Below are 24,823 nucleotides of genomic sequence, written 5' to 3'. Positions count from 1 at the left end.
GCGGCTTATCCTGTCACAATGTGTTCAAAATTTGCTGCGTCGCGAGAGTCCCCAAATGTTCCTGTGAACTCAAACACATCATGGTGAATTCGGTTCCGGGTCTGGAACGAAGAATCTGATCCCGGGCCTCTGAGCCTCGGTATATTGATACCGAGGTCCGAACTAGTGCTTGCCGGGGGTCAGACTGGGCGCCTTGGTCGCAAACTGCTCATCCTGCGGCTTGGCCGGCAGCGCGCCGTTGACCTTGCCGTAGTCGATCACCTCGCCGAGCAGGCGCAGGCCGAGCGGCGCCAGCGCGCGCTCCCACAGTTCGCGGGCGGTCTCGCCCTTCTTGACGAACACCCAGTCCTGCGCGGCGATGGCGCCGGCGTCCATGCGGTCGGCGAGGTGGTAGATGCTGCCGCCGGCGATCGGATCGCCTTCCTTGATGGTCCATTCCACCGCTGCGATGCCGCGATGGCGGGGCAGCAGCGACGGGTGGTAGCCGATGCCGCCAAACTTGGCCACGGCAAGCGCCTCCTTGCTGACGCGGGCGTGGCTGTGCGCGGTCACGATCAGGTCGGTGCCTGGTGCGATCTCGGCAGCCGTCACCAGCTTGGGATCGGCCTGGACGACGACTTCGATGCCGGCCGCCCTGGCCGCTGCCGCCAGCCGGTCCTCGCCGTCATGGACGACCACCCTGACCAGCGTGACATGGTGGTTGCGCAGCATGTTCAGGGTCGTCACGCCGAAATGGCGGGAACCGACGAGGGTAATGCGCATGGGATCATTCCGTGGGGTTAGTCTGGGGGACTTGAGCTGCCGTTATGCCGATAGCACAGCGCGGCCGCCTGTTTTGTCATCCTGCCCGTTATCAACAGGTCGGCCGGCTGGCAATGTCAGGCTGCCGGCAGCTTGCCGGCCAGCACCTTGTCGATGCGCCGGCCGTCGAGATCGACGATCTCGAATTCCCAGCCCTGCGCGGTGGTTTTGGCGCCGACATCGGGGATTGCGCCGAAAGCATGCAGCAGGAAGCCGGCGGCGGTCTGGTAGGGCCGCGGCGAGGGCAGCGCGATGCCGAGCAGCTCGCTGAACTCGAGCGCCGGCATCCAGCCTGAAATCAGATAGGAGCCGTCGGCGCGCCTGACATAGGCGGGCTCGGCCGGACCTTCCTCGGTGTGGAAAGCGCCGACGATGGCCTCGAGGATGTCGGCGCTGGTGACGACGCCCTGGAAGGTGCCGTATTCATCGTGCACGAGGCCGATATGCACCGCGGAGTCGCGCAGGATCGCGACCACGTCGCGGGCGTCGACGGTCTCCGGAATGATCGGCGCGTCGCGCGTCAGCGCGCGGATGTCGGGTGTCTGGCCGGCGAGGTAGACGTCGAGCACGTCCTTGGCCTGCACGATGCCGAGCGCATGATCGCGGTTGCCGTCGAACACCACGCAGCGCGAATGATTGCTCTTCTGCAGCGTCGACAGGATCTCGGGCGCGGGAGCGGCGAGGTCGATCAGGCTGACCTCGTGGCGCGGCGTCATCACGGCGCCAACCGGCAGGTCGCCGAGCCGCATCACGCCGGCGATCATCTCCTTTTCGCCGGGCTCCAGCACGCCGGCGTTCTCGGCTTCCACCACCAGCGTCTTGATCTCGTCCTCGCTGACGCGGTCCTGCGCATCCTCGCGATGGCCGAGGATCCACAGCAACAGCTTGCCGGAACGGTCGAGCAGCCACACCAGCGGCAGCGACAGCCGCGCCATCATGGTCATGGCCGGCGCGACCCGCACCGCGACGGATTCCGGGTCGCGCAGCGCAATCTGCTTCGGCACCAGCTCGCCGACGATCAGCGAGGCATAGGTGATGACGCCGACGACGATGCCGACACCGGCCGCATCGGCGACGTTCGCGGCGAGCCCGACCTCGAACAGCCATTGCGCGAGCCGTTGGCCGAGCGTTGCGCCCGAGAACGCACCCGACAGCACGCCGATCAGCGTGATGCCGATCTGCACGGTGGACAGGAATTTTCCGGGATCGGAGGCCAGCGCCAGCGCGCGGCGCGAACCGCTGACGCCGCGTTCGACCAGCGCGGCGAGGCGCGCCGGACGGGAGGAGACGATCGCGAGCTCCGACATCGACAACAGACCGTTGACGACGATCAAGACCGCCACGATCGCAAGTTCCAGATATAACACGGGAGTCCCTAAGCTTTGGCGGCGCTGGCCGCGCTACGATGCCCTATATAGGCATTCCGGCGCGGTTTTGCTGTGCCTTGTCGGGCGTTCCTGCACAAGCAGAGGGTGCGTATGGCGCGCATGCAGCAGGAGATCGCGGCATTTTGGCGCGCTGGCGTCCGTGACGGCTGAACAAGTTTTAGGCGAGTATCCGCAGCGCCGGCTTGGCGAAGGTCCTGCCAGACGAAGCCGGCTGCATTGCCGTCCGCTCGGAAACGGTCCGCAGCTGCACCCGCAGATCGGCGTTGCATTGCTTCATCTGGTTGCGCAGTTCGCGACGGGAGAAGGCGGTGAGCGAAGGGTCAGCGAGTTGCTGCCAGGCTTTGCGCAGCCATTCCTGCAATTCGCGAATGTTCTGATCCAAAGCCTTTTGATCCAGAGCTTTCTGATCAAGGACGCCGGGTTGGGTCATGCCGCCAAATCCCACGAAGCGATCAGTTGCAAAGTAACGCTGATTCGCGTCGCTTCACCTAGCGGTATGTTTGTGCAGAGACGTTTGCGGCAGGGGACGATCAGATGCGGCAGCCGCGCCGATGCCGGCGTCAGCGCGCGTTGCCGGCTCCGGCGCGCAGCAAATCCAGCGCGACCGGCAGCGCCAGGAACAGCGCAGCCGCCATCGAGAGATGACGCGTCTGCGTGGCTGATAGGCCGAGATCGTATTGGGCAAGATAGGCAAGCATGATCGCCGTGTAGGCGGCGACGCAGATCGCGACGGCGATGCTTCCGAAATCGATCCTGCTGTCGGTGTCATGGTCCACGGCGGCACCACTTCGTTGCGGGAGCGGTGTAGCGCGGCTCAGCTCGACCAACTATGAGATGGATCACGGGCGAGGGGCTGCTCCCGCCACCAGGCTTCATGCGTCACGCTGGCTTCGTGCGTCGCGGCGACCATCCAGCCGGCACGCGCAGCAATGTCGCGACCAGCATTCCGCGGCGGCGCGGCTGCGGCGCGCTGAGAACCCCGTGGTGACCAAGCTGCCGTCAGCAACAGGCCTAGCGAGGGAGTTTGCCTTCCGGTTGGCTTACGCGCGGGAGCTTGATCGGGACGTGGGGCGAGGTGCTCACCACACGCGGGCTTCCGTCGGAATGGGTCTGGCCGTTCAGCAACGTCTCAAGAACCAAAAAGAATTTTTCAGAAAGCATGGGCGTAGCCCTTCGTCGTCTAATTTCCTTGTGTCGCGGCGTTAGGCAGAAAATTCGATCAACTAAATGCGAGTCGCACTGGCATTGTCATGCTGCAGCGCAGGGACTTTCCAGTGCAATCCGGGAGACTACCGGCGCTGGTGCCGTCAGCCTGACGAGGCTTGAACCTAGCAAGGCTTGCGCGAAATAGTTGCCAAGTTCCTAACGATTGCCGGCGCAGTGCCTGATGGCGCTCACCGTTCCTTCAAGGATGCACGTTAACGATAGGGGTATGGATCGTGACCAGGACATCGAAGACGGGCTCGTACCCGCATTGCGCCGCAGCTACGGGCGGCTGGCCTGGTGGATCGTGCGACTGAACCGCGCGCTCGAGCCGTCGCGCAGGTCCGAGCCGACCCGGACCGAACTGCCGCCTCGCACCGCCGTCCCGCCACGGCGACCTGTGCCGCCGCGCCCCGAATAAACCCCATCAGAATACCGCCATCTCCTGTATCGGCCGTCCGGCCGGACTGCTATTCCTGCGCCAATCGCGGGCCGCACGGTCCGCCGGTTTTGACGATGCGGCCGTGCGGCTGCGCAAGCGACGAGGGACGAAAACAATGATCGAGACGGTTGGCATTATCGGCGCCGGGACCATGGGCAACGGCATCGCGCAGATCTGCGCGGCGGCGGGGCTTGCCGTCACCATGGTGGATATCTCCGACGCGGCGGTGCAACGCGGCCTGAAGACGGTCGGGAGCAGTCTCGATCGCCTGGTCAGCAAGGAGAAGATGACCGCGGCCGATCGCGACGCGACGCTCGCACGCATCGTTGCGACCACCGACAAGTCCAGGCTTGCGGCGTGCGATCTCGTGATCGAGGCCGCGACCGAGAACGAGGAGCTGAAGGTCAAGATCCTGAAGGATCTCTGCGCCGGGCTGAAGCCGAGCGCGCTGGTGGCAACCAACACCTCGTCGATCTCGATCACCCGCCTTGCGGCTTCCACCGATCGTCCCGACCGCTTCATCGGGATGCATTTCTTCAATCCTGTCCCGGTGATGGCGCTGCTCGAATTGATCCGGGGCTTGCAGACTTCCGACGACACGGTCGCCAAGGCCGAAGCCTTCGCCAAGCGTGTCGGCAAGGTCGCGATCACGGCGAAGAACAGCCCGGGCTTTGCGGTGAACCGCATCCTCTGCCCGATGATCAACGAGGCGATCTTCGCGTTGCAGGAAGGCATCGCGACCGCGGAGGAGATCGATGCCGGCATGAAGCTCGGCTGCAACCATCCGATCGGACCGCTCGCGCTTGCCGACCTGATCGGGCTCGACACGATGCTGTCGGTGATGGAGGTGTTCTACACCGGCTTCAACGATCCCAAATACCGGCCGGCGCCGCTCTTGAAGGAGATGGTCGATGCCGGCCACCTCGGCCGCAAGACCGGGCAGGGATTCTACAGCTACAGCAAGTGAGGCCTTTCGCGCGCCCGACCCCGTAGTCATCCGGGATGGATCGCGCGGACAAGCTCGCGTAACCAAAAGCCCTGATCCGCCACGAGGCGGGGGACATCAGAAACGAGGCCCGGTCTCCTAGGCACACCGGGCCTCGTTTTTTTGTGCCCTGCAGATCCGTTCACGGCATTTTTCGCTTCGACATCAGGTCCGTCACGCCCGGGTCACAGCTTCTTGAGGCTGCGAGCGGAAACCTCGCAGATTTCGCCTGCGTACCTAGATCAGCGGCTGGGTGCCGATCGAGGAAGGAAGCAGGATCATGCGCAGGTCGAATTGGGCAATTCTGGCGTTCGCGGCGCTCGGGGCGAGCTGGATTGTCGGCTCCGCACAGCCGGCCGCCGCCGATCCCTATGACTATCCCTGGTGCATCCAGGGCCGCCAGGAGGGATATCCCGGTTATTGCGGCTACCAGACCTACCAGCAGTGCCAGGCGTCGGCCTCAGGCCGCGACGCCTATTGCGGCGTCAATCCGCGGGTTGCGTTCAGCCAGCAGCGCATGGCGCCGCGGGCGGTCCGCTGAGCGGGAGCATGGACGTCGGTTCCGTGACATCAGGCACGATGGTTGCATTGCGGATAGCCGCAGAGTGACCCTCTGCGTTGGAGAGACAAATGGGTGAGATCATCAGGTTCATCTCGAAATCCGAACGGGAGCGCGCGCGTCTGATCCGCGAGGCCCGCGCGAACTACGAGCGCATTTTTCCATCGGCCGATGCTGCGGATGGGCAAGGCGCCGCAATCGAGGGCGATGGCAGCGAAGCGTCGTCGAAACCGTAGCCGCCGTTAATTGCCCCTAACAGCCCCCAGACGAGGCGGACGCCGCGATGTGGAAACGGTTGTGGCAGACCTGGACGATCGACAGGCCGGCGGCGTTCGGCGACTGGCTCTGGCAGATCCTGGTCGTCGAGCTCGCGGCCTTGCTCGACCGCCTGACGCTGCGCAAGCTGATCGCCCTGATCCCGGTCGTCATCGTGATCGGCGCCTATCTGCACCGGATCCCGCTGCCTCCCGAGCTGATGCTGGTCGGCGACGCGCTGGCCTATATCGACGTCTTCTCGATGATCTTCCTGATCGGCCTGTTCACGCGCGTGGCGACCATCGTGGCCGTCGTCAGGCAGGCCATCGGGTTCGTCCGCGGCATGGTACGCCAAGTGCCGGGCGTGCTACGCGGGTTCGACATGCGTCACCGTCGCGCCAGGGACGGCACGCGCCGCAGGCAGCCCACGCGCGCGAGGACCGACGACGATGACGGCGCCGTCGTTGCCGGCTTGGCCTGGGCTTAGTCCGTCGGTGCGGGGGAGCCGTCCTGGCTGTGCCGGTGCGAGCTGGAGAGATCGGTTGGGCCCTGCTGAGAGCGATGAAACGCCAGGCCCATCTGGAAGCTCCAGACACCGAACAGCAGCGCACCTGCGACACAGCACGCCACGAAGACCCAATCGCGCTTCTTCATCTGGTTCAACAAAGCCAACTCAACGCGGCGCCGCCGCAGATTTCGCGAAGATGCCCCACGCTCCGGTCACGACGTTGCTGCGCCCCAAGCAAGACTCACGCATATTGATGCGATCGGGTGCGCTTGTCGATTCGCGTAGCGCGCATCCGCGCGGGTCACGGAGCGGTGATTATCAAATCATGGGTCCAGAAACACTCCGACCAGATAGTCAGGGGCCCGTAACAATCTTGCCAAACTTTCACTAGGTCGCAGATGCACTGGGTTCGACAATACAGAACCTGATCGGACGAATCGCAAATGACCGAACTTGAGGAGCTCAGATATTTCGAGCACCAGTGCCTGGAGATGGCCGAGCAATCCACGCTGCCGGATGCCCGCCGCGCGCTCCAGATCCTGGCGCGCAACTACGCCACTGCCGCCGAGCTCCTCGAGCGCCGCGCCCAATCCGCCAACACCGCGCTCGCGCAACTGTTTCGATGCCTAAGGCTGTGACCGATCGAGAGGGTACGGCGCGACTGCCCGGACGAGGCTGACGGTTTTCCAACGCAAGCCATCGAAGCGCTTGAACACCGAGGGCGAGGCTGCCATCAGATGCGGCATCCCGGCGGCATGCAGCCGCCGGCAGTCGGCAACGACGAGGTGCTGCGATGTTCGCGCTGACTTTTCTCGGAACGTCGGCCAGCGTGCCGTCCGCCGAGCGCAATCACCCGGGCATCCTCGTCGAGGCGGGCGGCAGTCGTATCCTGATCGATTGCGGCGAGGGGACGCAGCGCCAGCTGCTGCGGAGCGGCGCCGGCTTTCGACGGCTTGATCACCTGTTGCTGACGCATGGGCATTTCGATCATGTGCTCGGCATTCCCGGGCTGTTCTCGACGCTGCGACTGCGGCAGAGTTCGGATGCGATGACTGTTCATGCCGGGCCCGGCACGCTCGATGTCGTGGTCCGCATGCTGGCGGGGCTGTGGGGCGAGGGCAGAGCGCCGATCCCGCTTGAGCTTGCGCCGTTGAGCGAGGGACGCGTCATCGACGCCGGCGACTTCACCATCGATTGTTTTCCGGTCCGCCACCGGGAAACGGACAGCTTCGCTTTTTCCTTTCAGAGCGCGATCCGCCGGCATCTGCTCCCGGACCGGCTGCTGGCGCTGCGCGTGCCCGATGGGCCGGTTCGCAAGGAGCTGGCGGAGGGACGGCAGGTGAGGTTGGATGATGGCCGCACCATCGATCCGGACCAGGTGTTTGGTCCCGCCGAGGGACGAAGGAAGCTCGTCATTGTCGGCGATACCGAAACCACCGACGGGCTGGACGGTCACGTCGCGGATGCCGACGTGCTGGTGATCGAAGCGACGTTTCTCGCGCGCGACGCGGCCACTGCGCGCGAGTACGGGCATTTGACCGCGACCGAGGCTGCCGCGCTCGCGGCGCGGAGCGGGGTCAAGCAACTCGTCCTCACGCACATCTCGGGGCGCTACCCGGACCAGGACATTTTGGCGGAGGCGACGAGCATCTTCCCGAACAGCCGCGTGGCCGTCGACTTCGATCGTGTCACGATATAAGCGCGGCAACCTCCACGGTCCCGCCAACGGAACGCTGTCGCGGTTCCTCAACGTCGCTCTGCAAATCGCGCCGCGTTCGCCATGACCTTGAACATGCGTTCAGGAAAGTTCCGAACTTGTTCCTGCAACATGCGCGGACGCCACTCGTTATCCCGGCGTACTGGATAAGGAGGATGCCATGACGAAGTTGACTTACGCTCTTGCCGCGGTTGCGGCACTCTCGATAGCGGCACCGACCATTGCCAGCGCACAGGGTGTGGGCGTCTATGTCGGCAGCGGCCACGGCTATTACGGCGATCGATATGACGGTCCGCGCGTGTACCGCGAGCACGATCGCGGCTGGCACCACGGCTGGTACCACCATCGCGACTACTATCGCGAGCGTGGCGTCGTGATCCGTCGTCACGACTGGGACGACGACTAGCAGCCGATAGTGGAGCACCATGCATCACCAGAGAGGGCCTCGCTTCGGCGGGGCCCTTCTTCACGGGCGAACTCCCGCGAGGGGATGCCGCCGCCGCGCCAACAACGTTTCATTAACCCGACTCGCCCACGCTCTCGATGGGCCGTCTGGATGGGCCGCGTGCAAAAGGCCGCCACGGACTGTTTTCGTGGCGGCCTTTTTGGCTTCCGACCGTGCTGAGGGAGACGTCAGATGGACTACGGCGCCTTCACCGACGCCAGCTTGAAGATGATGTACGAAGCCGTCCGCGGAGCGCTCAAGGCCGACGATGAATTCGAAGCCATCGGCGAAGAGCCAAAATTCCGGGTCCGCGCGACGCCCGAGTGGAAACGCCATGCCGGCAGTCTCGAAGCCGAGATGCTGAAGCGAGGGCTCCAGGTCGATATCATCGACTGGACAGGCGGGCAGGGCGAACTGCCGCTCGGCTGACGTTTGAAGTCTCGACGCGCTCTCGGCGTTTGATGCGTATCGCGCTCGGCATTGCACTCTCGTGCCGCTTCCCTCGGGGTGTGCGCTGCGGTGCAGCTATGCCCTTGGGCTGTTCGCGGATCGTTCATCCGCAGCGGCTGACGGCGGTCCGAGCAAAACGTCCTGTGTTCAAAGGTGAATTTCGCAACGGCCCAATTTTGCTTCGCCGGCGCGCCGCCTTTCTGCCGCGCCTCGTTCGCGTTGCCTAACTCTGTTCATATACCTTACGAGGTAACACGGGTGTCATCTGTTGGCGGTTTGTACTCCCACCGATCGGGTATTCGAACTGGTTATACCCTCGATCACGGCTTGGGCTCGAGGGCGTCCGTCAACGCCTGCCTGATGTGTTCGGCCTGTTCCTTGGTCAGCCTCTCGGCGAAATGGCCATCCTTTTTCACCTGTGCCGGCCCTTTGAGTTCCCGGTCATAAACCATCCAGGCGGTGCTTCCTCGCCGAACGATGAATCTGGCCTGTAGAGGCGTTGCATGTCTCAACGATACCTCCCGATTGGTTCGGTTGCCCGTCTGCAAAATACACGTTGGGCGACAGTTCATTTGTGAACCAGCACACTGGAATTCCCATCACCGCCAGAAATGCAAGGCCCGTGCCGCCCATGCCGCCGACCGGTTTCGGACGTCGCGCCTCGGCGCACGCCCGATCGGTTCCGCAGCCCCAAGGCTATCCCTTGGGAATGGGTTTCCCTCCCGCAGGACCTATTGGCTTGGGGCCGGCAAGGGGCGGAGGGCTTAGGGATGGAAACGGGATCTGATCTGCCCCGTTCGATTTTTCCGGTCGTTTCCTGGGGCTGATCTCATCGTCCAATGACGGGCAAATCTTCTCCCAGCCTGGACCATAGGCCGTACCTAGAAAATCGATCCGATCTGTCTCGAAGGTCTGCACAATCCGCTGTCTGCTGCAGGCGGAGACGATTGCGCTTTTTGTTTCCTTGCCTGTTGGACCGTTCAGCGAATAGCGCAGTGTGACCGGTGCGCCGCAGCGATTGATGACAGTCCACGTCTGCAACGTGCCGTCCTTCGTTTTGATAGGGCCCGTGAGGCAGCTTTGTGCATTGGCGGTTGCGGCAAATACGCAAGGCACGAGCCAAATTGCGACTGCGCCGGCAAGCTTCATGTGCAGGCTCCTCACGCACGGAGATCCACGGAAACAATCTGTGTGCTCATATTGCAGGGATTGCCGGCGCTGTTGCGGCGACGATACAGAGATACCAGCGCAACGATGCTAACCAGCCCACATCTGAACCAGGATGGGGTTGTGTCGTGTCGGGATCTGATCATTGGAACGGTACGAATAGTCCTTACTCGTCTGCCCAAGCGCCGCATGCCCAAGCGCCGCAGCTGCGCGATGAGCAGCAGCAGCTCGACCATTATCACAAGTTCGACGACGCCATCTCGCGACCGGCGCAGAGTGGCTCGAGAACCGTCATCTGGGATCGCTACAACCCGCCGGTTCGTTGAAGCGGCCGGGTGGTTTCGCGTCAGCTATTGGAATTTGTTTGGTGAGCGCGGAGGGACTCGAACCCTCGACCCCATGATTAAAAGTCACGTGCTCTACCGCCTGAGCTACGCGCTCACTCACCTGAACATCTGATCCGGACCGAGCGGTGAAACCGCTCCGGATCATGCTCCAGCCCGCGCTGTGTAGGGGGCGGGGACCATCGGGTCAATAGCCGAGGGGCGGTCAATTGTGCACCGCTGCGGCGGATTTGCCGTTCCGGCCCCTCGGGTTAGGGCCGTTTCTTGAAGCAGGCTTCTTGTTGGCGCATGATCTTTTCGGAAAACCGCTGCGCACTTTTCCGGATCATGCTCTAGCTGTCGTGGCGAATTTCGGAGCCGACCGGCTGCGAGGGGGCGGTGACCGAGGGCAGGCTGACCGGGCGCAACCCGATCAGTTCCGCGGTGCGGATCGCGCTGTTGCGCCAGAATGCGAACTCGTTGATCCGCGAATTCTCCAGGATCGCGATCGAGACCGCCGCCAGGAACGGCAGGCTCTGCAACACCAGGACGCCGGCGAAGATGTAGATCTCGCGCACCTGCTTGTAGCCGTTGGTGACGACCAGCACGATGGCGCCGATCAACAGCAGCACGCCGATCACGGCTTCCCAGAACGCCTGGAATTCGATCGACATCCGCGACAGGCCGCCCTTCGAAGTGCGGGCGAAGGCGAGATGCTCGGTGATCAGGCCCTGCGCCACCGCGCGCGACACCGTCCACTGCACGCTCATCGCCGCGATCATGGCGCCCAGCATCTGGCCGGCCTTGATGTTCACGCGCAGCCGGTAGAGCGCGACGAAATGCACCAGCGAGACGACGAAGGAGGCGATGATCGGCAGCGTCAGGATCTTGTCGGGGATCGCGATGTCGGCGAAGGCGACGATCGGGACCCAGATCAGGTTGAGGATCGCGACCACCACGCCGAGGCTTTCGGCCCCAAGCCAGTTGAGCCAGCCGAGCGAGAATTCGCGGCGCTGGTCCGGCGTCAGCCGGCTCGCGCCGGGCAGGAAGCGCCGCCAGTGCTTCTTGACGATCTGGAAGCCGCCATAGGCCCAGCGATGGCGCTGCTTCTTGAAGGCCTCGTAGGTGTCGGGCAGCAGGCCTTCGCCGTAACGCACATTGGTGTAGTGCGTGAGCCAGCCCTGCTGCTGGATCGAGAGGCCGAGATCGGTGTCCTCGCAGATCGTGTCAGAGGACCAGCCGCCGGCCTTGTCCATCGCGGCGCGGCGGATCAGGCACATCGTGCCGTGCACGATGATGGCGTTGAACTCGTTGCGCTGGACCATGCCGATGTCGAAGAACCCGGCATACTCGCCGTTCATGATGTAGTGCATCAGCGAGCGGTCGCCGTCGCGATGCTCCTGCGGGGCCTGCACCAGGCCGACGCGCGGATCGGCGAACGCCGGCACGAGATCTTTCAGCCAGTCGGGATGCACGACATAGTCGGCGTCGATGATGCCGATGATCTCGGCGTCCGCCGCGGTCCGCTCCATCGCAATCCGCAGCGCGCCGGCCTTGAAGCCTTGCACCTTCTCGGCATTGATGAACTTGAAGCGCTCGCCGAGCAGCCGGCAGTGATCCTGGATCGGCCGCCAGAAGTCGGGATCGGGCGTGTTGTTGATGATGCAGACGCACTCGAAGTTCGGATAGTCGAGCCGCGACACCGCATCGAGCGTCTGCTTGAGCATCTCGACCGGTTCGAAATAGGCCGGGATGTGGATCGAGACCTTCGGAAACTTCACGCTCTCGCCGATCGTGGCGGGGGCGAGCGGTTCGCTCTTGCCGATCAGCCGCCGCGGGCCGCGGCCGAACGCCACCGCCGCGATCTCCTCGATTCGCGCCATCGCGATGAGGACCAGCGGAACCAGCAGCACCAGGCCGAGGCTGAGTGCAAAGGCCGAGCCCCAGACGAAATAGTGCGTGGTCCAATACGAAAACACCGTCGCGACCCAGGCACCGACACCGTTGGCCGCGGCCGACAGCAGCAGCGCCTGCATCACTGTCGGCTGGTCCAGCCGCAGGATCGGCAACGACATGAAAAGCCCGACCAGGACCGCGACCGTGGCGAGCTTCCAGTAATTCAGATCGGTGACCGGGCCGGTCCAGGCGAACTTCGCCTCGCGGTCGGCGTTGAGGATGCCCCAGTAGGGGCCGACGCCGCCTTCGAAGAACTTCCAGGGCTGATCGATCGCCTCGACGATGTTGTAGTCCATGCCGATGGCTTCGGCGCGGGTCACGAAGTTGCGCAGCACCGTGGCCTGCTGGAACGGGCCGGGCTCGGCGCTGCGCAGATTGTAACCCTGGCTCGGCCAACCGAATTCGGCGATCAGGATGCGCTTGCCGGGAAAGGAGTCGCGCAACAGATTGTAGCGATCGACCGCCTGGTCGACCGCCTGCTTGTCGGTGAAGTTCTCCCAATAGGGCAGCACGTGCGCGGCGACGAAGTCGGACGAATTGGCGAGCTGCGGATGGTCGCGCCAGATGTTCCAGATTTCACCGGTCGTGACGGGAACGTTGACCGATTTCTTGACCGTTTGGATCACCCTGATCAGTCGGTGCACGTTGTTCTCGGCGATCGCCCACTTTATCGCCTCGGCCCGCTTGTCCTCGGGCTGCGATTCGGCGTCGTGCAGGCGTGCATCCTCCTCGCGCTGAATGCGCGGGGCGTCGTCGCGAAGGAAGCGAGCAAAATCCTCGCGATAGCGCTCTGCCTCGTCTGCGCTGGGATCGTCCTTTGGCAGCGGTCCGAGATTCTCAATCGGAACCTGCTCGCCGCGGAACACAGTTTCGTTGCCGACGACGATGCCGATGACATTGCTGTTACGCTTTGCGAGACTGATTGCCTGCGATATCTCGCGACTATTGCGGTTGGCGTCCTTGTCGATCCAGGCGCCGACCGTGACCTTCATGCCGAACTCGGCGGCGACCGGCGGCACCAGCTCGTTGCCTTCGGTCGACGAGTAGAGGCGAACCGCCTTCGTGATCGCCGACAGCTTCCGCAGGTCGGTGCGCACCTTCTCGGTGTCGGCGGCGACGTCGGCGACGCTGTGGCCTGATTCGAACGGGGCGTAGGACAGGCTCGGCAGCGTGCCACGGAAATCGGGCGCCGACTGCTTCTCCTGGAAGAGACCCCACAGGGCGGCGTGAGCGGCGGTGACAAGCAACAGGACGGCGACGACGGCGCGCATCGCGGTTAAACCATACGGGGCCTGAGATTGAGGACTAAGCGAACCCGTCCCCTGGGTTCGACCAACATGGCGGCGGAGGGAAAGATATCTCCGCCATCCGATTTAACAACTGGTGTGCCGCGATGGCGTTTTAAGGGCGCAAGCCGTTCCAGCCGCGAAAAAAAATCGCGGCCGGCCACGATTGCGCGATGCGGCTATTTCGACGCCGGCGCTGGTGTGGCCGACGGGGTCGGTGCAGGCGAGGGCGAGGCAGCCGGCGCGGGCGCGGCGTTGCCGGCCGTCGACGGCGCCGGGGTCGGCGCGGCGGCGGCCGTCGCGGCCTGTGGCTGGGCGCCCGGGTTGATCCAGCAGGCGTGGATGCGGCCGTCGAGGCTGCCGCGCACCTTGTCGTCGATCTGGGCGCCGAACCGGGTCAGGCAGCGGAACGCGGCCTGGACGTGACCGCCGGGGCAGCCGAACCGGTCATAGAGGTCGAGATGGCGGAACGCGGTATCGAGGTCGTCGTTCCACATCAGGCGGACCACGCGGCGACCGAGCCAGACGCACTCCGGGTTGCCGGCCGGACCGTTGATGGCCTGCTGGGCCTCGACGAATTCCTCGACCTTGCGCTGGTTGGCCTCGCGCGCCGCATTGGCGTTGGCGTCGGCCTGGTTTCCAGGCTGCTGCTTGGCCTGGTCGGGCGGATTGGGTGTGCCGCTCTGGGCGAAAGCGCCGCCGGCCCCGATCAGGAGCGCAAGGCCTGTGACAAGGCCCGTTACGGCAATGTGACGCAAAGCAGTGTTCTTCAACTCAAGCAGCCGTCGACGCATGTATTCCCCGATAATGTTCCTGCCCCCGCGGGATCATCCTAACGGCTCGCGTGATGCCGTCCAAATAGGTCTCCAGTGCGGCGGAGACTCTGGCGGAATCCCATGACTGGAATTTCGTATTTTGTCCAGCAAACTCACAACTTTATCGATCCAGCGCAAAACTGTCGCAGGACAACCATGGTATTGACCGATTCCTACACTTGGCAGATGGGCTGTGACCGGCTAATTCGACGGTCCCCCGGAGGATGGAACCGATTTCGCTTCGTACGCCGCTGGCGCTTCTTCTGATCTCGCTCGCCGTGATTGCATCCGTGTGGTGGTGGCTCGCCACGCCGATTACGCTTGTGCGCGCGCCGATCGATCCGGCCGCAAACCTGCAATGCGTGTCCTACACGCCGTTCCGCGGCGCGCAGACGCCGCTTGATCCCACCACGCAGATTCCGGTCGAACAGATCGAGCAGGACCTCGCCGATCTCGCCAAGGTCACCGATTGCGTGCGGACCTATTCGATCGAGAACGGGCTCGACCAGGTGCCGGGCGTTGCGGCCAAGGTCGGGCTGAAGGTGATGCAGGGCATCTGGCTCAGCAGCAACCGCTTCAAGAATCTGCAGCAGATCGCGATCGCAGTCCGCCTCGCCAAGGAATATCCCGGCGTGGTCACCTCGCTGATCGTCGGCAACGAGGTGCTGCTGCGCGGCGAGATGACGGCCAACGATCTTGCCGGCAACATCCGCGCGGTGAAGGCCGCGGCGGGCAATCTTCCGGTGACCTATGCCGACGTCTGGGAATACTGGGTGAAGAACCGCGAGATCTATGACGCGGTCGACTTCGTCACCATTCACATCCTGCCGTATTGGGAGGACATCCCGATCAAGGCCAAATACGCCGCCGCGCATGTCGACGACATCCGCAAGCGCATGGCGGTGACATTCCCCGGCAAGGAGATCCTGATCGGCGAGACCGGCTGGCCGAGCGCAGGGCGGATGCGGGAGGGCGCCTTGCCGTCGCGCACCAACCAGGCGCGGGTGGTCTCCGAGATCCTCGACCTCGCCAAGCGCGAGGGTTTTCGGGTCAACCTGATCGAGGCCTATGACCAGCCCTGGAAGCGCAAGCTCGAGGGCACCGTCGGCGGCAATTGGGGCCTGTTCGATTCGGTGAAGCGGCAGGTGAAGTATCCGCCGGGCGTTGCGATCACGAACTATCCGGAGTGGAAGCTGCAGATGGCGGGCGGCATGGCGCTGTCGGTCGCAACCTTCCTCGTGGCCTGGCTGACGCTGCGGCGCCGGCCGTGGACACCGCGGCCCTCGGCCTGGATTGCGGTCGGCATTTCGGCGACGACAGCGGGGACGCTGCTCGGGATCGCCGGCGACAAGATGTATTACGAGAGCTACGGCGTCAGCGGCTGGCTGCATTGGGGCGTGCTGCTCGCGGCTGCGATCCTCTCACCCTTGCTGACGGCGCATGCACTGATCGCCGGGCGCTCGCTGCCGACCTTCCTGGAGCTGGTCGGACCGCGCGACTATCGCGGCAAGGGCAGGTTCGGCGCGTTGCTGGCGGTCGTGCTGGCCATCACCACCGTGATCGCGGCCGAAACCGCGCTCGGCTTCACCTTCGATCCGCGCTACCGCGATTTCCCGTACGCCTCGCTGACCATGGCCGTGGTGCCGTTTGCGCTGCTGACCATGCTCAACCGCCCGAAGGAAGGTCTCCGGCCGATCGCGGAATCGGTGTTTGCCGGCCTGTTGGCGATCGCCGCCGCCTACACGATCTACAACGAGGGCACGATCAACTGGCAGTCGGACTGGACCTGCGTGATGTACCTGCTGCTGGCAGCTACGCTGTGGCGGGCGCGGGCCGGGCAAAACCCAGGATGAACAGCCCGATCGCGAGCCCCGACAGCACCACGTTGTAGAGCACGATGCCGAGCCCGGCGGCGATCAGCCCGCCGGTGAGCAGCACGATCGAAGGCCGCATCAGGTTCAACACCGCGATCACCAGCGCCGTGATGCCGAACACCGAGCTCTTGAACAGCACGGTCGAGAGCGCGCGCGCCTTGCAGAGCATGGTCTGCGCGCCGGCGTCGCAGGCCAGCGCGACCGGCGAGAACTCGATCGCCAGGTAGCGCACGTAGAGCGCGTAGCCGACGGTGACGAAGCCCACGACCATCAGGAACTGGACCTGATAGGGGGAGAGGCGGAACGGAGGTTTTGTCATCGCGGCACTATGGTCGGGAACGGGGACTGGGACAAGGCTCGGTCAAAGCAGCAAAATCGGTTGAGAATTTGGCCGCAATCCCTTCGCCTCACATGATTATTGGCTGTTTCGCCGGAACATCGAGGAGATCGTTGTCGGCTCCGGCTTCTTTTCCTCGACGACCGGCTGCGGCGGCGGGGCGATGGTGGTGCGCCTCGGTGCCAGCCGCCGGTGCGTTGGCGCCGGCTTGGCTCCGGGGGGCGGTTCGTTCAGCGCCAGCCGCTGGCCGTCATAAATCGCCGTCTCGCAGGTCCGCTGGATCAGGCTGAGGCCCGCGCAGATCTTGGCGGCGGTCCCGGCATCGTTCAGCGGTCCGGCGACCAGGCGCAGCTGCATGCCGAGCCCATTGCTGTTTTCCTTGATGACGATGATCGGCCGCAGCGCCGCCAGCGGCGTGTTGGCCTTGGACTTCAGCAGGCCACGCCACAGCGCGCGCAGCCCATTGACTGAATTCGCGGTGCCGAGATCGACGCCGAACTCGGTGCGGTGGATCTGTGCCTTGGGCGCGTCGTCGTCAACGTCGGAATCCGGATCGGCCGTGATCACCAGCGGCGGCATCGGCGCGGCGCTGACATCGTTGGCGGTCACTGGCTTGACCGCCTCGGTTGGCTTGTTCGGCGCGGGTTCGAGCGAGGCCAGCAGCGGCTTCTCAGCGGGCGGCTTGTCGGCGACCGGCGCGGCCGAGACCACTGGCGCTCTTTCGTCCTCGGTTCTGGCCGCGGCAGCGGCGGCGCTCATCGGACTGGCAACGGCAGCGGTGGATGCAGAAGCCGGCGGCGAACTGTCCGAGGCTGACGGCTTCTCCGCGGCGGCCAGTAGCCGGGGCGCGGCGGCCGGCTTCTTGTCGGGGGCCACGAGCTTCTCGGCCGCCGCGACCGGCTTCYCAACCGCTGCGGCCGCCTTGCTGTCGGTGGATGCGGCCGCCTTATCGGCCGCCGCCGGCTTGTCCGACGCGGCAGGCGATGTCGTCGCCACGGCGGCGACGGCCGGTGCCGGGGCGGCGGAAGCCGAATTGGCTGTCGCCGGCGGCGTACCGGGCGCGGCTGCGGAGGGCGAAGGTGCAGGCGCCGGTGCCGCCGGTTGTTTGGCAATCGCGCCGGTCACCGAATCCAGGCCTTGCTCCAGCGTGGTGACGCGCGAGTACAGCCGGTCGCGATCGCCGTTGAGCGTATCGATCGCGGACGCCAGCCGGCGCGTCTCGTTGTGGCTCTCCTTCGCCAGTGTCTGCAACTGCTGGGCCTGGCGCGCGATATCAGATGCGGCGACCTGGTCGCGCCGCAGCGTCAGCGCCGATTGGTTGGCCATCACGGCGATCGTGACGGCGCCGACCGCGGCCACGCCCCACGACCCGAGCCGCCACAGCATACGGCGATCGAAAGTATCCTCCTCGGCCAAAAAGCCGGTGGTGCTCTCGGTGTCGAATTCCGCCGCCAGATTGTCGCGATCTTTGGCCAAAGCCCGCTTGGCCCTCCTCAAGGCCCGCCGAATCACGAGGCAAAGATTAACAGGAAATGGACCGGGAACTTGAATCTGAGGCGCCGCGGAGGCGAATCGGTTTCTTCTGCCGGGGAAAACAATTAAAGACGGCCTCGAACCAAGCTTGGCGCAGCGACCTGCGCGAGACATCGAGGATTGTGAATGACTGCGCGAACCAGCCTGACAGTAGTCCTTGCGGCCGGCGAGGGCACGCGGATGCGCTCATCGCTGCCGAAGGTGCTGCACCCCGTGGCCGGCCAGGCGCTGCTGTCGCATGTGCTCAATGCCGCCGCCACCGGCGATGGATCGCAGCTTGCGGTCGTGATCGGGCCGGACCATGAGGCGGTCGCCGCCGAGGCGCGCCGGGTGCGGCCCGACGCGCAGACTTTCGTGCAGCGCGAGCGGCTCGGCACCGCGCATGCGGTGCTGGCCGCGCGCGAGGCGATCGCCCGCGGCGCCGATGACCTGCTGGTCGCGTTCGGCGACACGCCACTGATCTCGGCCGAGACTTTTGCGCGGATGCGCGCTCCATTGCGCGACGGCGCGGCGCTCGCCGTGCTCGGCTTCCATGCCGCCGACCCGACCGGCTACGGCCGTCTGGTGGTCGAGAACGGCAGTCTGGTTGCGATCCGCGAGCAGGCCGACGCCGGCCCTGAAGAGCGCAAGATCACGCTGTGCAATGCCGGCGTGATGGCGTTCGACGGCAGGAAGGCGCTCGCGATCATCGAGAAGATCGGCAACGCCAACGCCAAGGGCGAATATTATCTGACCGATGCCGTCGGCATCGTCAGGGAATTGGGACTGGAGGCCGTCGTGATCGAGACCAGCGAAGACGAAGTGCGCGGCATCAACACCAAGGCGCAGCTCGCCGAGGCCGAGGCCGTGATGCAGGCGCGGCTGCGCAAGCAGGCGCTCAAGGCCGGGGTGACCCTGATCGCGCCGGAGACCGTCTATCTCGGCGCCGACACCACATTCGGCAAGGACGTCGTGATCGAGCCGTTCGTGGTGATCGGTCCCGGCGTTTCAATCGACGACGGCGCCCTGATCCATTCCTTCTCGCACATCACCCAATCCAGCATCGGCAAGAAGGTGGAGCTCGGACCCTACGCGCGGTTGCGGCCCGGCACCTCGCTCGGCGACGGCGTGAAGATCGGCAACTTTGTCGAGACCAAAGGTTCGAGGCTGGAGGCCGGCGTCAAGGTCAACCATCTCGCCTATGTCGGCGACGCCCATGTCGGCGCCAATTCCAACCTCGGCGCAGGCACCATCACCTGCAACTATGACGGCTTCCTCAAGCACAAGACGCTGATCGGCGAGGGCGCCTTCATCGGCACCAACACGTCGCTGGTGGCGCCGGTGACGATCGGCAAGGGCGCCTATATCGGCTCGGGCTCCGTCATCACCAAGGATGTCCCCGACGACGCGATGGCGCTCGAGCGCAGTGAGCAGTCCATCCGCGAAGGCGGCGCCGCGCGCTACCGCGCGGCCAAGCTGAAAGAAAAGGCGGCGAAGGGGAAGTGATCTTCTCCCAGTGTGATCGCACCTTGTTTCACACATGAGATGTCGTCCCTGCCTAGTGCGCGATTGCGCACGGGAGCAGGGACCCATAACCACAGGGTCATGTTGTCGAAGTGAGCTGCGGCCCCAGCGCTGCAAACCAGTTGGCATTCGTGGTTATGGGTCCCGGCGCAAGGCCGGGACAACACCGAATATGTTCCGCGGCCTAGGGCCGATCGTCCTGCGCGCCGCGCCTCACGCCGCGCTCTTCGCCTCGGCGGGCTCGCTGGTGGTCGGCTGGACCGGTCCGAGCAGGATGCGCCGCTGCATCTCGTCGAAGGCGAGATTTGCGTTCTTCTCCCGCGTCACCAGCGACAGCAGGATCGCGACCGCAAAGGACAGCGGCATACTGATGATCGCCGGATTGCGTAGCGACACGAACCACCATTGATGCTCGATCGCGGCGAGCTGCTTGCCGAGGATGTCGACCTGGATGGTCGGCGACAGATAGATCAGCACCAGCGAGCTCAGCGTGCCGACCAGGATGCTCGCCACGGCCGCGGGCGTCGTGAAGCGGCGCCAGGTGATGGAGAGCACGAGCGAGGGGAAGTTCGCGGCGCAGGCGATCGAGAACGCGAGGCCCGCCATGAAGGCGACGTTCTGGCCTTCGAAGGCGATGCCAAGCATGATGGCGAAGATGGAAATCAGAACCGTTGCGACGCGCGCGACCTTGAGCTGTTCGGCCTCGGACGCGGCGCCGTTGCGGATCACATTGGTCCAGACGTCGTGACAGAGCGTGGCGACGCCCGACAGCGTCAGCCCTGCGACGACGGCGAGCATGGTCGCGAACGCGACCGCGCAGATGAAGCCGAAGAAGGCGTTGCCGCCGACGGTGAGTGCGAGCAGCGGCGCGGCCATGTTGCCGCCACCTCCGGCCTTGGCCACCGCGTCGGCGCCGACCAGCACCATGGCGCCAAAGCCGATGATGAAGACCATGAGATGAAACACGCCGATCAGGCCGGTGGCATAGAGGATCGACAGCCGCGCGGCCTTGGCGTCCTTCACCGTATAGGCGCGCATCAGCACATGCGGCATCGCGGCGGTCCCGAACATCAGGCCGAGCCCGAGCGAGATCGCATCCCATTGGCCCGAGACCACCTTCGACCCCGGCTGCAGGACCTTGGTGCCGTATTTCTCGGACGCCGCGGCGAACAGCTTCAGCGGGTTCATGTCGAAATGGGTCAGCACCAGGAAGGCAAGCAGGATGCCGCCGCCCATCAGCAGCGCAGCCTTCACCACCTGCACCCAGGTCGTCGCCAGCATGCCGCCGAACAGCACGTAGACCAGCATCACGCTGCCGACCACGACGACCGACCAGGTGTAGGGCAGGCCGAACAGCAGCTTGATCAGCGATCCCGTCGCGACCATCTGGGCGATCAAATAGAACAGGATGACGGCAAGTGTTCCGACGGCGCCGGCGAGCCGCACCGGGCGCTGGCGCAGGCGATAGGCCACGACGTCGGCGAAGGTGAAGCGGCCGACGTTACGCAACGGTTCGACGATCAGGAACAGAATGATCGGCCAGCCGACCAGCCATCCGATCGAATAGACCATGCCGTCGAAGCCGTTCGAGGTGACGATCCCGGCAATTCCGAGCAGGGCGGCGGCGCTCAGGAAGTCCCCGGCGAGTGCCCAGCCGTTCTGCCACGGCGTGACCTGGCCGCCGGCGGCAAAGAAGTGCTCGGTGGTACGCGTGCGCCGCGCGGCCCAATAGGTGATCCCCAGCGTCAACGCCATGAAGGCGAAGAAGAACCCGATCGAAAGCGTGCTGCTGCCCATCTTTGCCTGCCCCTTTAGCGAAGGTCCCGGATGCCGGCATCGAGCACCCGGTTCGCCCACAGCACGTAGATCAGGCAGAGCGCGAACGAGGAGATGATGACGAGCGGACCGAGCACGATGCAAAGCGACAGGCCTGGCATCAGGATGGTGCCGAGCAACGGCTTGTCGAACGCGAACAGCGCCATGAAGCCGAAATAGATCACGATCATCGCAACACTCAGAACCAGCGCGACGGTCAGCCGCGTCTTGGCCAGTTTCCTGGCCAATGCGACGCCACGCGACGCCGGATCGGCATTGCCGGGAATAACCAGGTTCATGTTGGTCCCCTTAAAGCTTCAGCGCGCTTTGCCTAGCGCCAATCGGACGAGCTTCAGGCGGGCTGCAACGGAAGGGAATTATGGATTTTTGCAATCTGCTGTGCGCGGCTGCGGCACGGCATCGGCCAGCGTGACCTGCATGTCGGGGTCCTGCTTCAGGGTATTCTTCAAAAAGGCGCGGACGGCGCGGATGCGCGGGGCAAATTGCAGGTCGCTGTGGACGTTGAGCCAGACCTCGCGAGCCGTGCCGGCGAGGGCAGGCAGCACGGGGATCAGGTCGGGCCGGTCCCTGGTGGCAAAGCTCGGCAGCATCACGATGCCGAGGCCGCCCGCCGCGGCATTCATCTGCGCGATCATGCTGTTGGAATGGAAGGCGATCTTCGGCTCCTCGATGACGTCGGCGAGCCAGCGCACCGAATCGACCTGGAGCAAGTCCCCGATATAGGACACGAACCAATGATCCCCGAGGTCGCGCAGGGTTGTGGGCATGCCGTGATTGTCGAGATAGTCCTGGCTCGCGAACAGGCCGAGACGAAACTTGCCGATGCGCTCCGAGATCAGGCCCGGCCCGGGTGGCCGGAAGAACGACACGAACAGGTCGGCTTCACGCTTGTGGACATAGACCGTCTGGGCGGACGTGACGAGTTCGACGGAGAGTTGCGGCGCCGTGCGCCGCAGTCTGGCGAAGCGCTGCGCCAGATAGAGCGAGGCGATCCCCTCCATGGTCGCGAGCCGCACGGTCCCGGCGAGCTCCTGGGTGTCGCTGGCGCTGGCCTCCTCGCGAATGGCGATGACGGCGCTTTCGACCCGCTCGGCATGACGCAACAGCCGCTCGCCGACTTCGTTGAGCTTGAGCCCGGTGCGATGGCGCTCGAACACCGCAATTCCGAGTGAGGCCTCCATCTGCGCGATGCGCCGGCTGACGGTGGAATGGTCCAGCCGCAGCCGCTTCGCCGTCTGGCTGAGATTGCCGGCGCGGGCGGCGCAGAGGAATACCCGCAAATCGTCCCAGTTGATCGTATCGAACATGACTTGCCTCCCGATTGCGGCCCTTGCCGGCAAAGCAATTCCCGTTCCAACGCCGCGACGGACTCCGATCCTTCGCAACCGGGCTTGCGACAATTCCGATGCATGCCCGCAAGGCAGGGATGATACCGCTTCGCTCCCTCAATCCTAGCCGGGATTTTCGACATGCTCCCTCGTTTCAAGGCTGCTGCCGTCCACGCCGCACCCGTCTTCCTCGACCGCCAGGCGACCACCGAGAAGGCGATCTCCATCATGCGCGAGGCGGCGAGGGCCGGCGCCGAGCTGATCGCGTTTCCGGAAACCTATATTCCCGCCTTTCCGGTCTGGGCCGCGCTGTGGCCTCCGATCGACAATCACGACCTGTTCGTGCGCATGGCCGAGCAATCCGTGCTGGCGGACGGGCCGGAAGTGGCGCGGCTTTGCGCCGAGGCGCGCGCCCTCGGCGTCACCGTGTCGATCGGCATCAGCGAGCGCTCGGCCGTCAGCGTAGGCGGGCTGTGGAATTCGAACCTGTTGATCGGCGAGACCGGCGAAGTTCTGGTCCATCACCGCAAGCTGGTTCCGACCTTCTATGAGAAGCTGGTGTGGTCGTCCGGGGACGGTGCGGGCCTCGTGGTCGCGGAGACACGGCAGGGCCGCATCGGCGGGTTGATCTGCGGCGAGAACACCAATCCATTGGCCCGCTTCGCGCTGATGGCGCAGGGTGAACAGGTGCACATCTCGAGCTGGCCGCCGATGTGGCCGACCCGGCGCCCGGCCGGCGGCGGCAATTTCGACAACGTCGCCGCAAATCGCATCCGGGCCAGCGCGCACTGCTTCGAAGCCAAGGTGTTCGGCATCGTCACCGCCGGCTACATGGACGAGCCAATGCGCACCTTCCTCATTGAACGCGACAGAACCATCGCCGACGTGATCGACCGGACGCCACGTGCGGCGAGCTTCTTCGTCGATCCGACGGGCGTCGTCTTTGGCGATGAATTGCAGGATCAGGAGGGGATCGCCTACGCCGAGATCGATCTCAATCGTTGCGTCGAGCCGAAACAGTTTCACGACGTGGTCGGCTACTACAACCGCTTCGACATTTTTGGCGTCACGATCGATCGCAGCCGGCTGACCCCGGCGCGGTTTCGCGATGAACAACAGCCGGGAGCCGAAGCTCAGGCGATCCTGTCCGCCGATGCCGACGCTGCATCGAACGGGCAGAGGATCGCTGCAGGTTAATCCTCCGGCAGGTGAACCAGTCCTGTTGCCAACGCGCGAATGTCTGACTACGCTTCACCGCAGGTAGGACCAAGCGCTCGCGGCCGGACGCTCATGCCCAAATTCCTTCGCATCGGAGTCCATCAATCGAACGTCTCCGGATACACGTCGAAGGCATGGTGCATTCGGCGCACGGGTTCGACGGTTTTCCTGAAATGGGGCGCCGTGGAGGTTGAGGGTGCCGGCGACCGGCGAAAGGTCTACTGGACGTTTCCGCCGCAGGAAAAAACCATTCGCTGCCGCACGGTGCAGCGCGCCCAGGACTACACCAAGGCGGCTGTCGCACGGCGGCGCAGCCATCGCTATGAACCGCTGGTCGGAAATATAGCAAACCGGCGGCGAACCGCCGCACGTGACGCGGAGCTCAAGCAGGCGCTCGCCACGATCCTCTTTGTCGATATCGTCCGATCCACCGAAAAGGCCGCGCGGCTCGGCGACTCCCGCTGGGCGACGGTGATGAATCACTATTACGCCGCCGTCCGCCGTGAGCTGAAGGCCTTGCGCGGCAAGGAAGTGGTGACGACGGGCGACGGCGTGCTGGCGACGTTCCGCGCACCGGCTGCCGGGATCAATTGCGCCACCGCGATCGTCAAGGCCGTGCGCACGCTCGGGCTGGAGATCAGGGTGGGACTGCACGCGGGCGAGTACAAGGTGAGCGGGGCGGAGGTCATCGGCCTGGCATTTCACATCGGCGCACGCGTCGCGGCGAAAGCGCGCGCCGGCGAGGTGCTGGTGTCGAGCGCGGTCAAGGATCTGATGTCGAAATCCGAAATCCGCTTCAAGGACCGCGGCGCGCACCAGCTCAAGGGCGTGCCGGAGCGATGGCGGCTCTACCGGGTCGAGCATTAGGGCGCCGGTGCGACGCTAGCTCTCGTC

Annotated in this window: 26 protein-coding genes and 1 tRNA gene; 12 read left to right on the top strand and 15 right to left on the bottom strand. The window is 64.7% G+C overall.

Annotated features, from left to right (window positions below; translation table 11 throughout):
* Positions 1–162: 162 nt before the first annotated feature.
* The 4 genes from BI327_RS09130 to BI327_RS09115 form a co-directional block, all read right to left on the bottom strand.
* The gene (locus tag BI327_RS09130; protein ID WP_076859789.1) at positions 163–762 is read right to left on the bottom strand and encodes a formyltransferase family protein; all 600 of its coding nucleotides are present in this window, start codon (positions 760–762) and stop codon (positions 163–165) included.
* Between the two features lie 116 nt (positions 763–878).
* Positions 879–2,168, bottom strand: a complete 1,290-nt coding sequence (locus tag BI327_RS09125; protein ID WP_076859788.1) for a hemolysin family protein — start codon at positions 2,166–2,168, stop codon at positions 879–881.
* Positions 2,169–2,346: 178 nt separating this feature from the next.
* Positions 2,347–2,619 (bottom strand): hypothetical protein, encoded by a 273-nt coding sequence (locus BI327_RS09120; protein WP_076859786.1) that lies wholly within the window; start codon positions 2,617–2,619, stop codon positions 2,347–2,349.
* Positions 2,620–2,749: 130 nt separating this feature from the next.
* The gene (locus tag BI327_RS09115) at positions 2,750–2,965 is read right to left on the bottom strand and encodes a hypothetical protein (protein WP_076859784.1); all 216 of its coding nucleotides are present in this window, start codon (positions 2,963–2,965) and stop codon (positions 2,750–2,752) included.
* A 984-nt stretch (positions 2,966–3,949) separates the two neighbouring features.
* Between BI327_RS09115 and BI327_RS09105 the strand changes: the two genes are divergently transcribed.
* The 4 genes from BI327_RS09105 to BI327_RS09095 all read left to right on the top strand — a co-directional run bounded on the left by BI327_RS09105 (position 3,950) and on the right by BI327_RS09095 (position 6,120).
* On the top strand, positions 3,950–4,801 hold the full coding sequence (locus BI327_RS09105) for a 3-hydroxybutyryl-CoA dehydrogenase (protein ID WP_076859780.1): 852 nt from the start codon (positions 3,950–3,952) through the stop codon (positions 4,799–4,801).
* Between the two features lie 298 nt (positions 4,802–5,099).
* On the top strand, positions 5,100–5,360 hold the full coding sequence (locus BI327_RS09100) for a DUF3551 domain-containing protein (RefSeq protein ID WP_167386857.1): 261 nt from the start codon (positions 5,100–5,102) through the stop codon (positions 5,358–5,360).
* An 89-nt stretch (positions 5,361–5,449) separates the two neighbouring features.
* Entirely contained in the window at positions 5,450–5,614 is a 165-nt protein-coding gene (locus tag BI327_RS42635; protein ID WP_167386856.1) for a hypothetical protein, read from the top strand.
* Between the two features lie 47 nt (positions 5,615–5,661).
* Complete coding sequence (locus BI327_RS09095; protein ID WP_076859779.1) at positions 5,662–6,120, top strand: hypothetical protein; 459 nt, start codon at positions 5,662–5,664, stop codon at positions 6,118–6,120.
* Here BI327_RS09095 and BI327_RS09090 read toward each other — a convergent pair.
* Complete coding sequence (locus tag BI327_RS09090; protein WP_143271564.1) at positions 6,117–6,296, bottom strand: hypothetical protein; 180 nt, start codon at positions 6,294–6,296, stop codon at positions 6,117–6,119. The two genes, BI327_RS09095 and BI327_RS09090, sit on opposite strands and share 4 nt — an antisense overlap.
* A 288-nt stretch (positions 6,297–6,584) precedes the next feature.
* On the opposite strand from BI327_RS09090, the gene BI327_RS09085 reads away from it, so the two are divergent.
* The 4 genes from BI327_RS09085 to BI327_RS09070 all read left to right on the top strand — a co-directional run bounded on the left by BI327_RS09085 (position 6,585) and on the right by BI327_RS09070 (position 8,732).
* Positions 6,585–6,779: a hypothetical protein gene (locus BI327_RS09085; RefSeq protein WP_076859775.1), complete on the top strand. Its 195-nt coding sequence runs from the start codon at positions 6,585–6,587 to the stop codon at positions 6,777–6,779.
* 155 nt (positions 6,780–6,934) lie between these two features.
* Positions 6,935–7,840, top strand: a complete 906-nt coding sequence (locus BI327_RS09080; protein ID WP_076859773.1) for a ribonuclease Z — start codon at positions 6,935–6,937, stop codon at positions 7,838–7,840.
* Positions 7,841–8,018: 178 nt separating this feature from the next.
* A complete protein-coding gene (locus tag BI327_RS41545) occupies positions 8,019–8,264 on the top strand; it encodes a hypothetical protein (RefSeq protein WP_076859771.1) in 246 nt (81 codons plus the stop codon).
* Between the two features lie 231 nt (positions 8,265–8,495).
* The gene (locus tag BI327_RS09070; RefSeq protein ID WP_076859769.1) at positions 8,496–8,732 is read left to right on the top strand and encodes a hypothetical protein; all 237 of its coding nucleotides are present in this window, start codon (positions 8,496–8,498) and stop codon (positions 8,730–8,732) included.
* Positions 8,733–9,073: 341 nt separating this feature from the next.
* On the opposite strand, the gene BI327_RS43515 is transcribed toward BI327_RS09070, so the two are convergent.
* From BI327_RS43515 to BI327_RS09050, 5 genes are all read right to left on the bottom strand, one after another.
* Entirely contained in the window at positions 9,074–9,205 is a 132-nt protein-coding gene (locus tag BI327_RS43515; RefSeq protein WP_283807771.1) for a hypothetical protein, read from the bottom strand.
* Positions 9,206–9,449: 244 nt separating this feature from the next.
* Complete coding sequence (locus BI327_RS41540) at positions 9,450–9,902, bottom strand: hypothetical protein (RefSeq protein WP_143271563.1); 453 nt, start codon at positions 9,900–9,902, stop codon at positions 9,450–9,452.
* Between the two features lie 383 nt (positions 9,903–10,285).
* Positions 10,286–10,361 (bottom strand) — tRNA-Lys (locus tag BI327_RS09060).
* Between the two features lie 235 nt (positions 10,362–10,596).
* Positions 10,597–13,470, bottom strand: a complete 2,874-nt coding sequence (locus tag BI327_RS09055) for a glycosyltransferase (RefSeq protein ID WP_076859765.1) — start codon at positions 13,468–13,470, stop codon at positions 10,597–10,599.
* A 194-nt stretch (positions 13,471–13,664) separates the two neighbouring features.
* On the bottom strand, positions 13,665–14,279 hold the full coding sequence (locus tag BI327_RS09050) for a beta-1-3, beta-1-6-glucan biosynthesis protein (RefSeq protein WP_076859764.1): 615 nt from the start codon (positions 14,277–14,279) through the stop codon (positions 13,665–13,667).
* Between the two features lie 245 nt (positions 14,280–14,524).
* Here BI327_RS09050 and BI327_RS09045 point away from each other — a divergent pair, with 245 nt between their 5' ends.
* Positions 14,525–16,153 (top strand): glycoside hydrolase family 17 protein, encoded by a 1,629-nt coding sequence (locus tag BI327_RS09045; RefSeq protein WP_076859762.1) that lies wholly within the window; start codon positions 14,525–14,527, stop codon positions 16,151–16,153.
* Here BI327_RS09045 and BI327_RS09040 read toward each other — a convergent pair.
* Both BI327_RS09040 and BI327_RS09035 read right to left on the bottom strand, forming a co-directional pair.
* A complete protein-coding gene (locus BI327_RS09040; protein ID WP_076859760.1) occupies positions 16,113–16,493 on the bottom strand; it encodes a hypothetical protein in 381 nt (126 codons plus the stop codon). The two genes, BI327_RS09045 and BI327_RS09040, sit on opposite strands and share 41 nt — an antisense overlap.
* 96 nt (positions 16,494–16,589) lie before the next feature.
* Positions 16,590–17,987 carry a hypothetical protein gene (locus tag BI327_RS09035; RefSeq protein ID WP_076859758.1) on the bottom strand — a complete coding sequence of 466 codons (1,398 nt, stop codon included), beginning with the start codon at positions 17,985–17,987 and terminating at the stop codon, positions 16,590–16,592.
* A gap of 183 nt (positions 17,988–18,170) precedes the next feature.
* On the opposite strand from BI327_RS09035, the gene glmU reads away from it, so the two are divergent.
* A complete protein-coding gene (glmU, locus tag BI327_RS09030) occupies positions 18,171–19,529 on the top strand; it encodes a bifunctional UDP-N-acetylglucosamine diphosphorylase/glucosamine-1-phosphate N-acetyltransferase GlmU (protein WP_076859756.1) in 1,359 nt (452 codons plus the stop codon).
* 231 nt (positions 19,530–19,760) lie between these two features.
* On the opposite strand, the gene BI327_RS09025 is transcribed toward glmU, so the two are convergent.
* The 3 genes from BI327_RS09025 to BI327_RS09015 form a co-directional block, all read right to left on the bottom strand.
* The gene (locus BI327_RS09025; RefSeq protein ID WP_076859754.1) at positions 19,761–21,344 is read right to left on the bottom strand and encodes a solute symporter family protein; all 1,584 of its coding nucleotides are present in this window, start codon (positions 21,342–21,344) and stop codon (positions 19,761–19,763) included.
* A gap of 14 nt (positions 21,345–21,358) precedes the next feature.
* Positions 21,359–21,661, bottom strand: coding sequence for a DUF485 domain-containing protein (locus tag BI327_RS09020; RefSeq protein ID WP_076859752.1), 303 nt, complete (start codon positions 21,659–21,661; stop codon positions 21,359–21,361).
* Positions 21,662–21,739: 78 nt separating this feature from the next.
* Entirely contained in the window at positions 21,740–22,690 is a 951-nt protein-coding gene (locus tag BI327_RS09015) for a LysR family transcriptional regulator (protein WP_076859750.1), read from the bottom strand.
* Between the two features lie 162 nt (positions 22,691–22,852).
* Here BI327_RS09015 and BI327_RS09010 point away from each other — a divergent pair, with 162 nt between their 5' ends.
* Both BI327_RS09010 and BI327_RS09005 read left to right on the top strand, forming a co-directional pair.
* Positions 22,853–23,908 carry a carbon-nitrogen hydrolase family protein gene (locus BI327_RS09010; protein ID WP_076859748.1) on the top strand — a complete coding sequence of 352 codons (1,056 nt, stop codon included), beginning with the start codon at positions 22,853–22,855 and terminating at the stop codon, positions 23,906–23,908.
* Positions 23,909–24,001: 93 nt separating this feature from the next.
* On the top strand, positions 24,002–24,796 hold the full coding sequence (locus BI327_RS09005) for an adenylate/guanylate cyclase domain-containing protein (RefSeq protein WP_076859746.1): 795 nt from the start codon (positions 24,002–24,004) through the stop codon (positions 24,794–24,796).
* Positions 24,797–24,823: the final 27 nt, after the last annotated feature.

Origin of the sequence: Bradyrhizobium mercantei, from assembly GCF_001982635.1 — a bacterium.
Lineage (GTDB): Bacteria > Pseudomonadota > Alphaproteobacteria > Rhizobiales > Xanthobacteraceae > Bradyrhizobium > Bradyrhizobium mercantei.
Note: the sequence above shows the minus strand (reverse complement) of the source record. Positions and strands in the feature narration are given on the sequence as shown.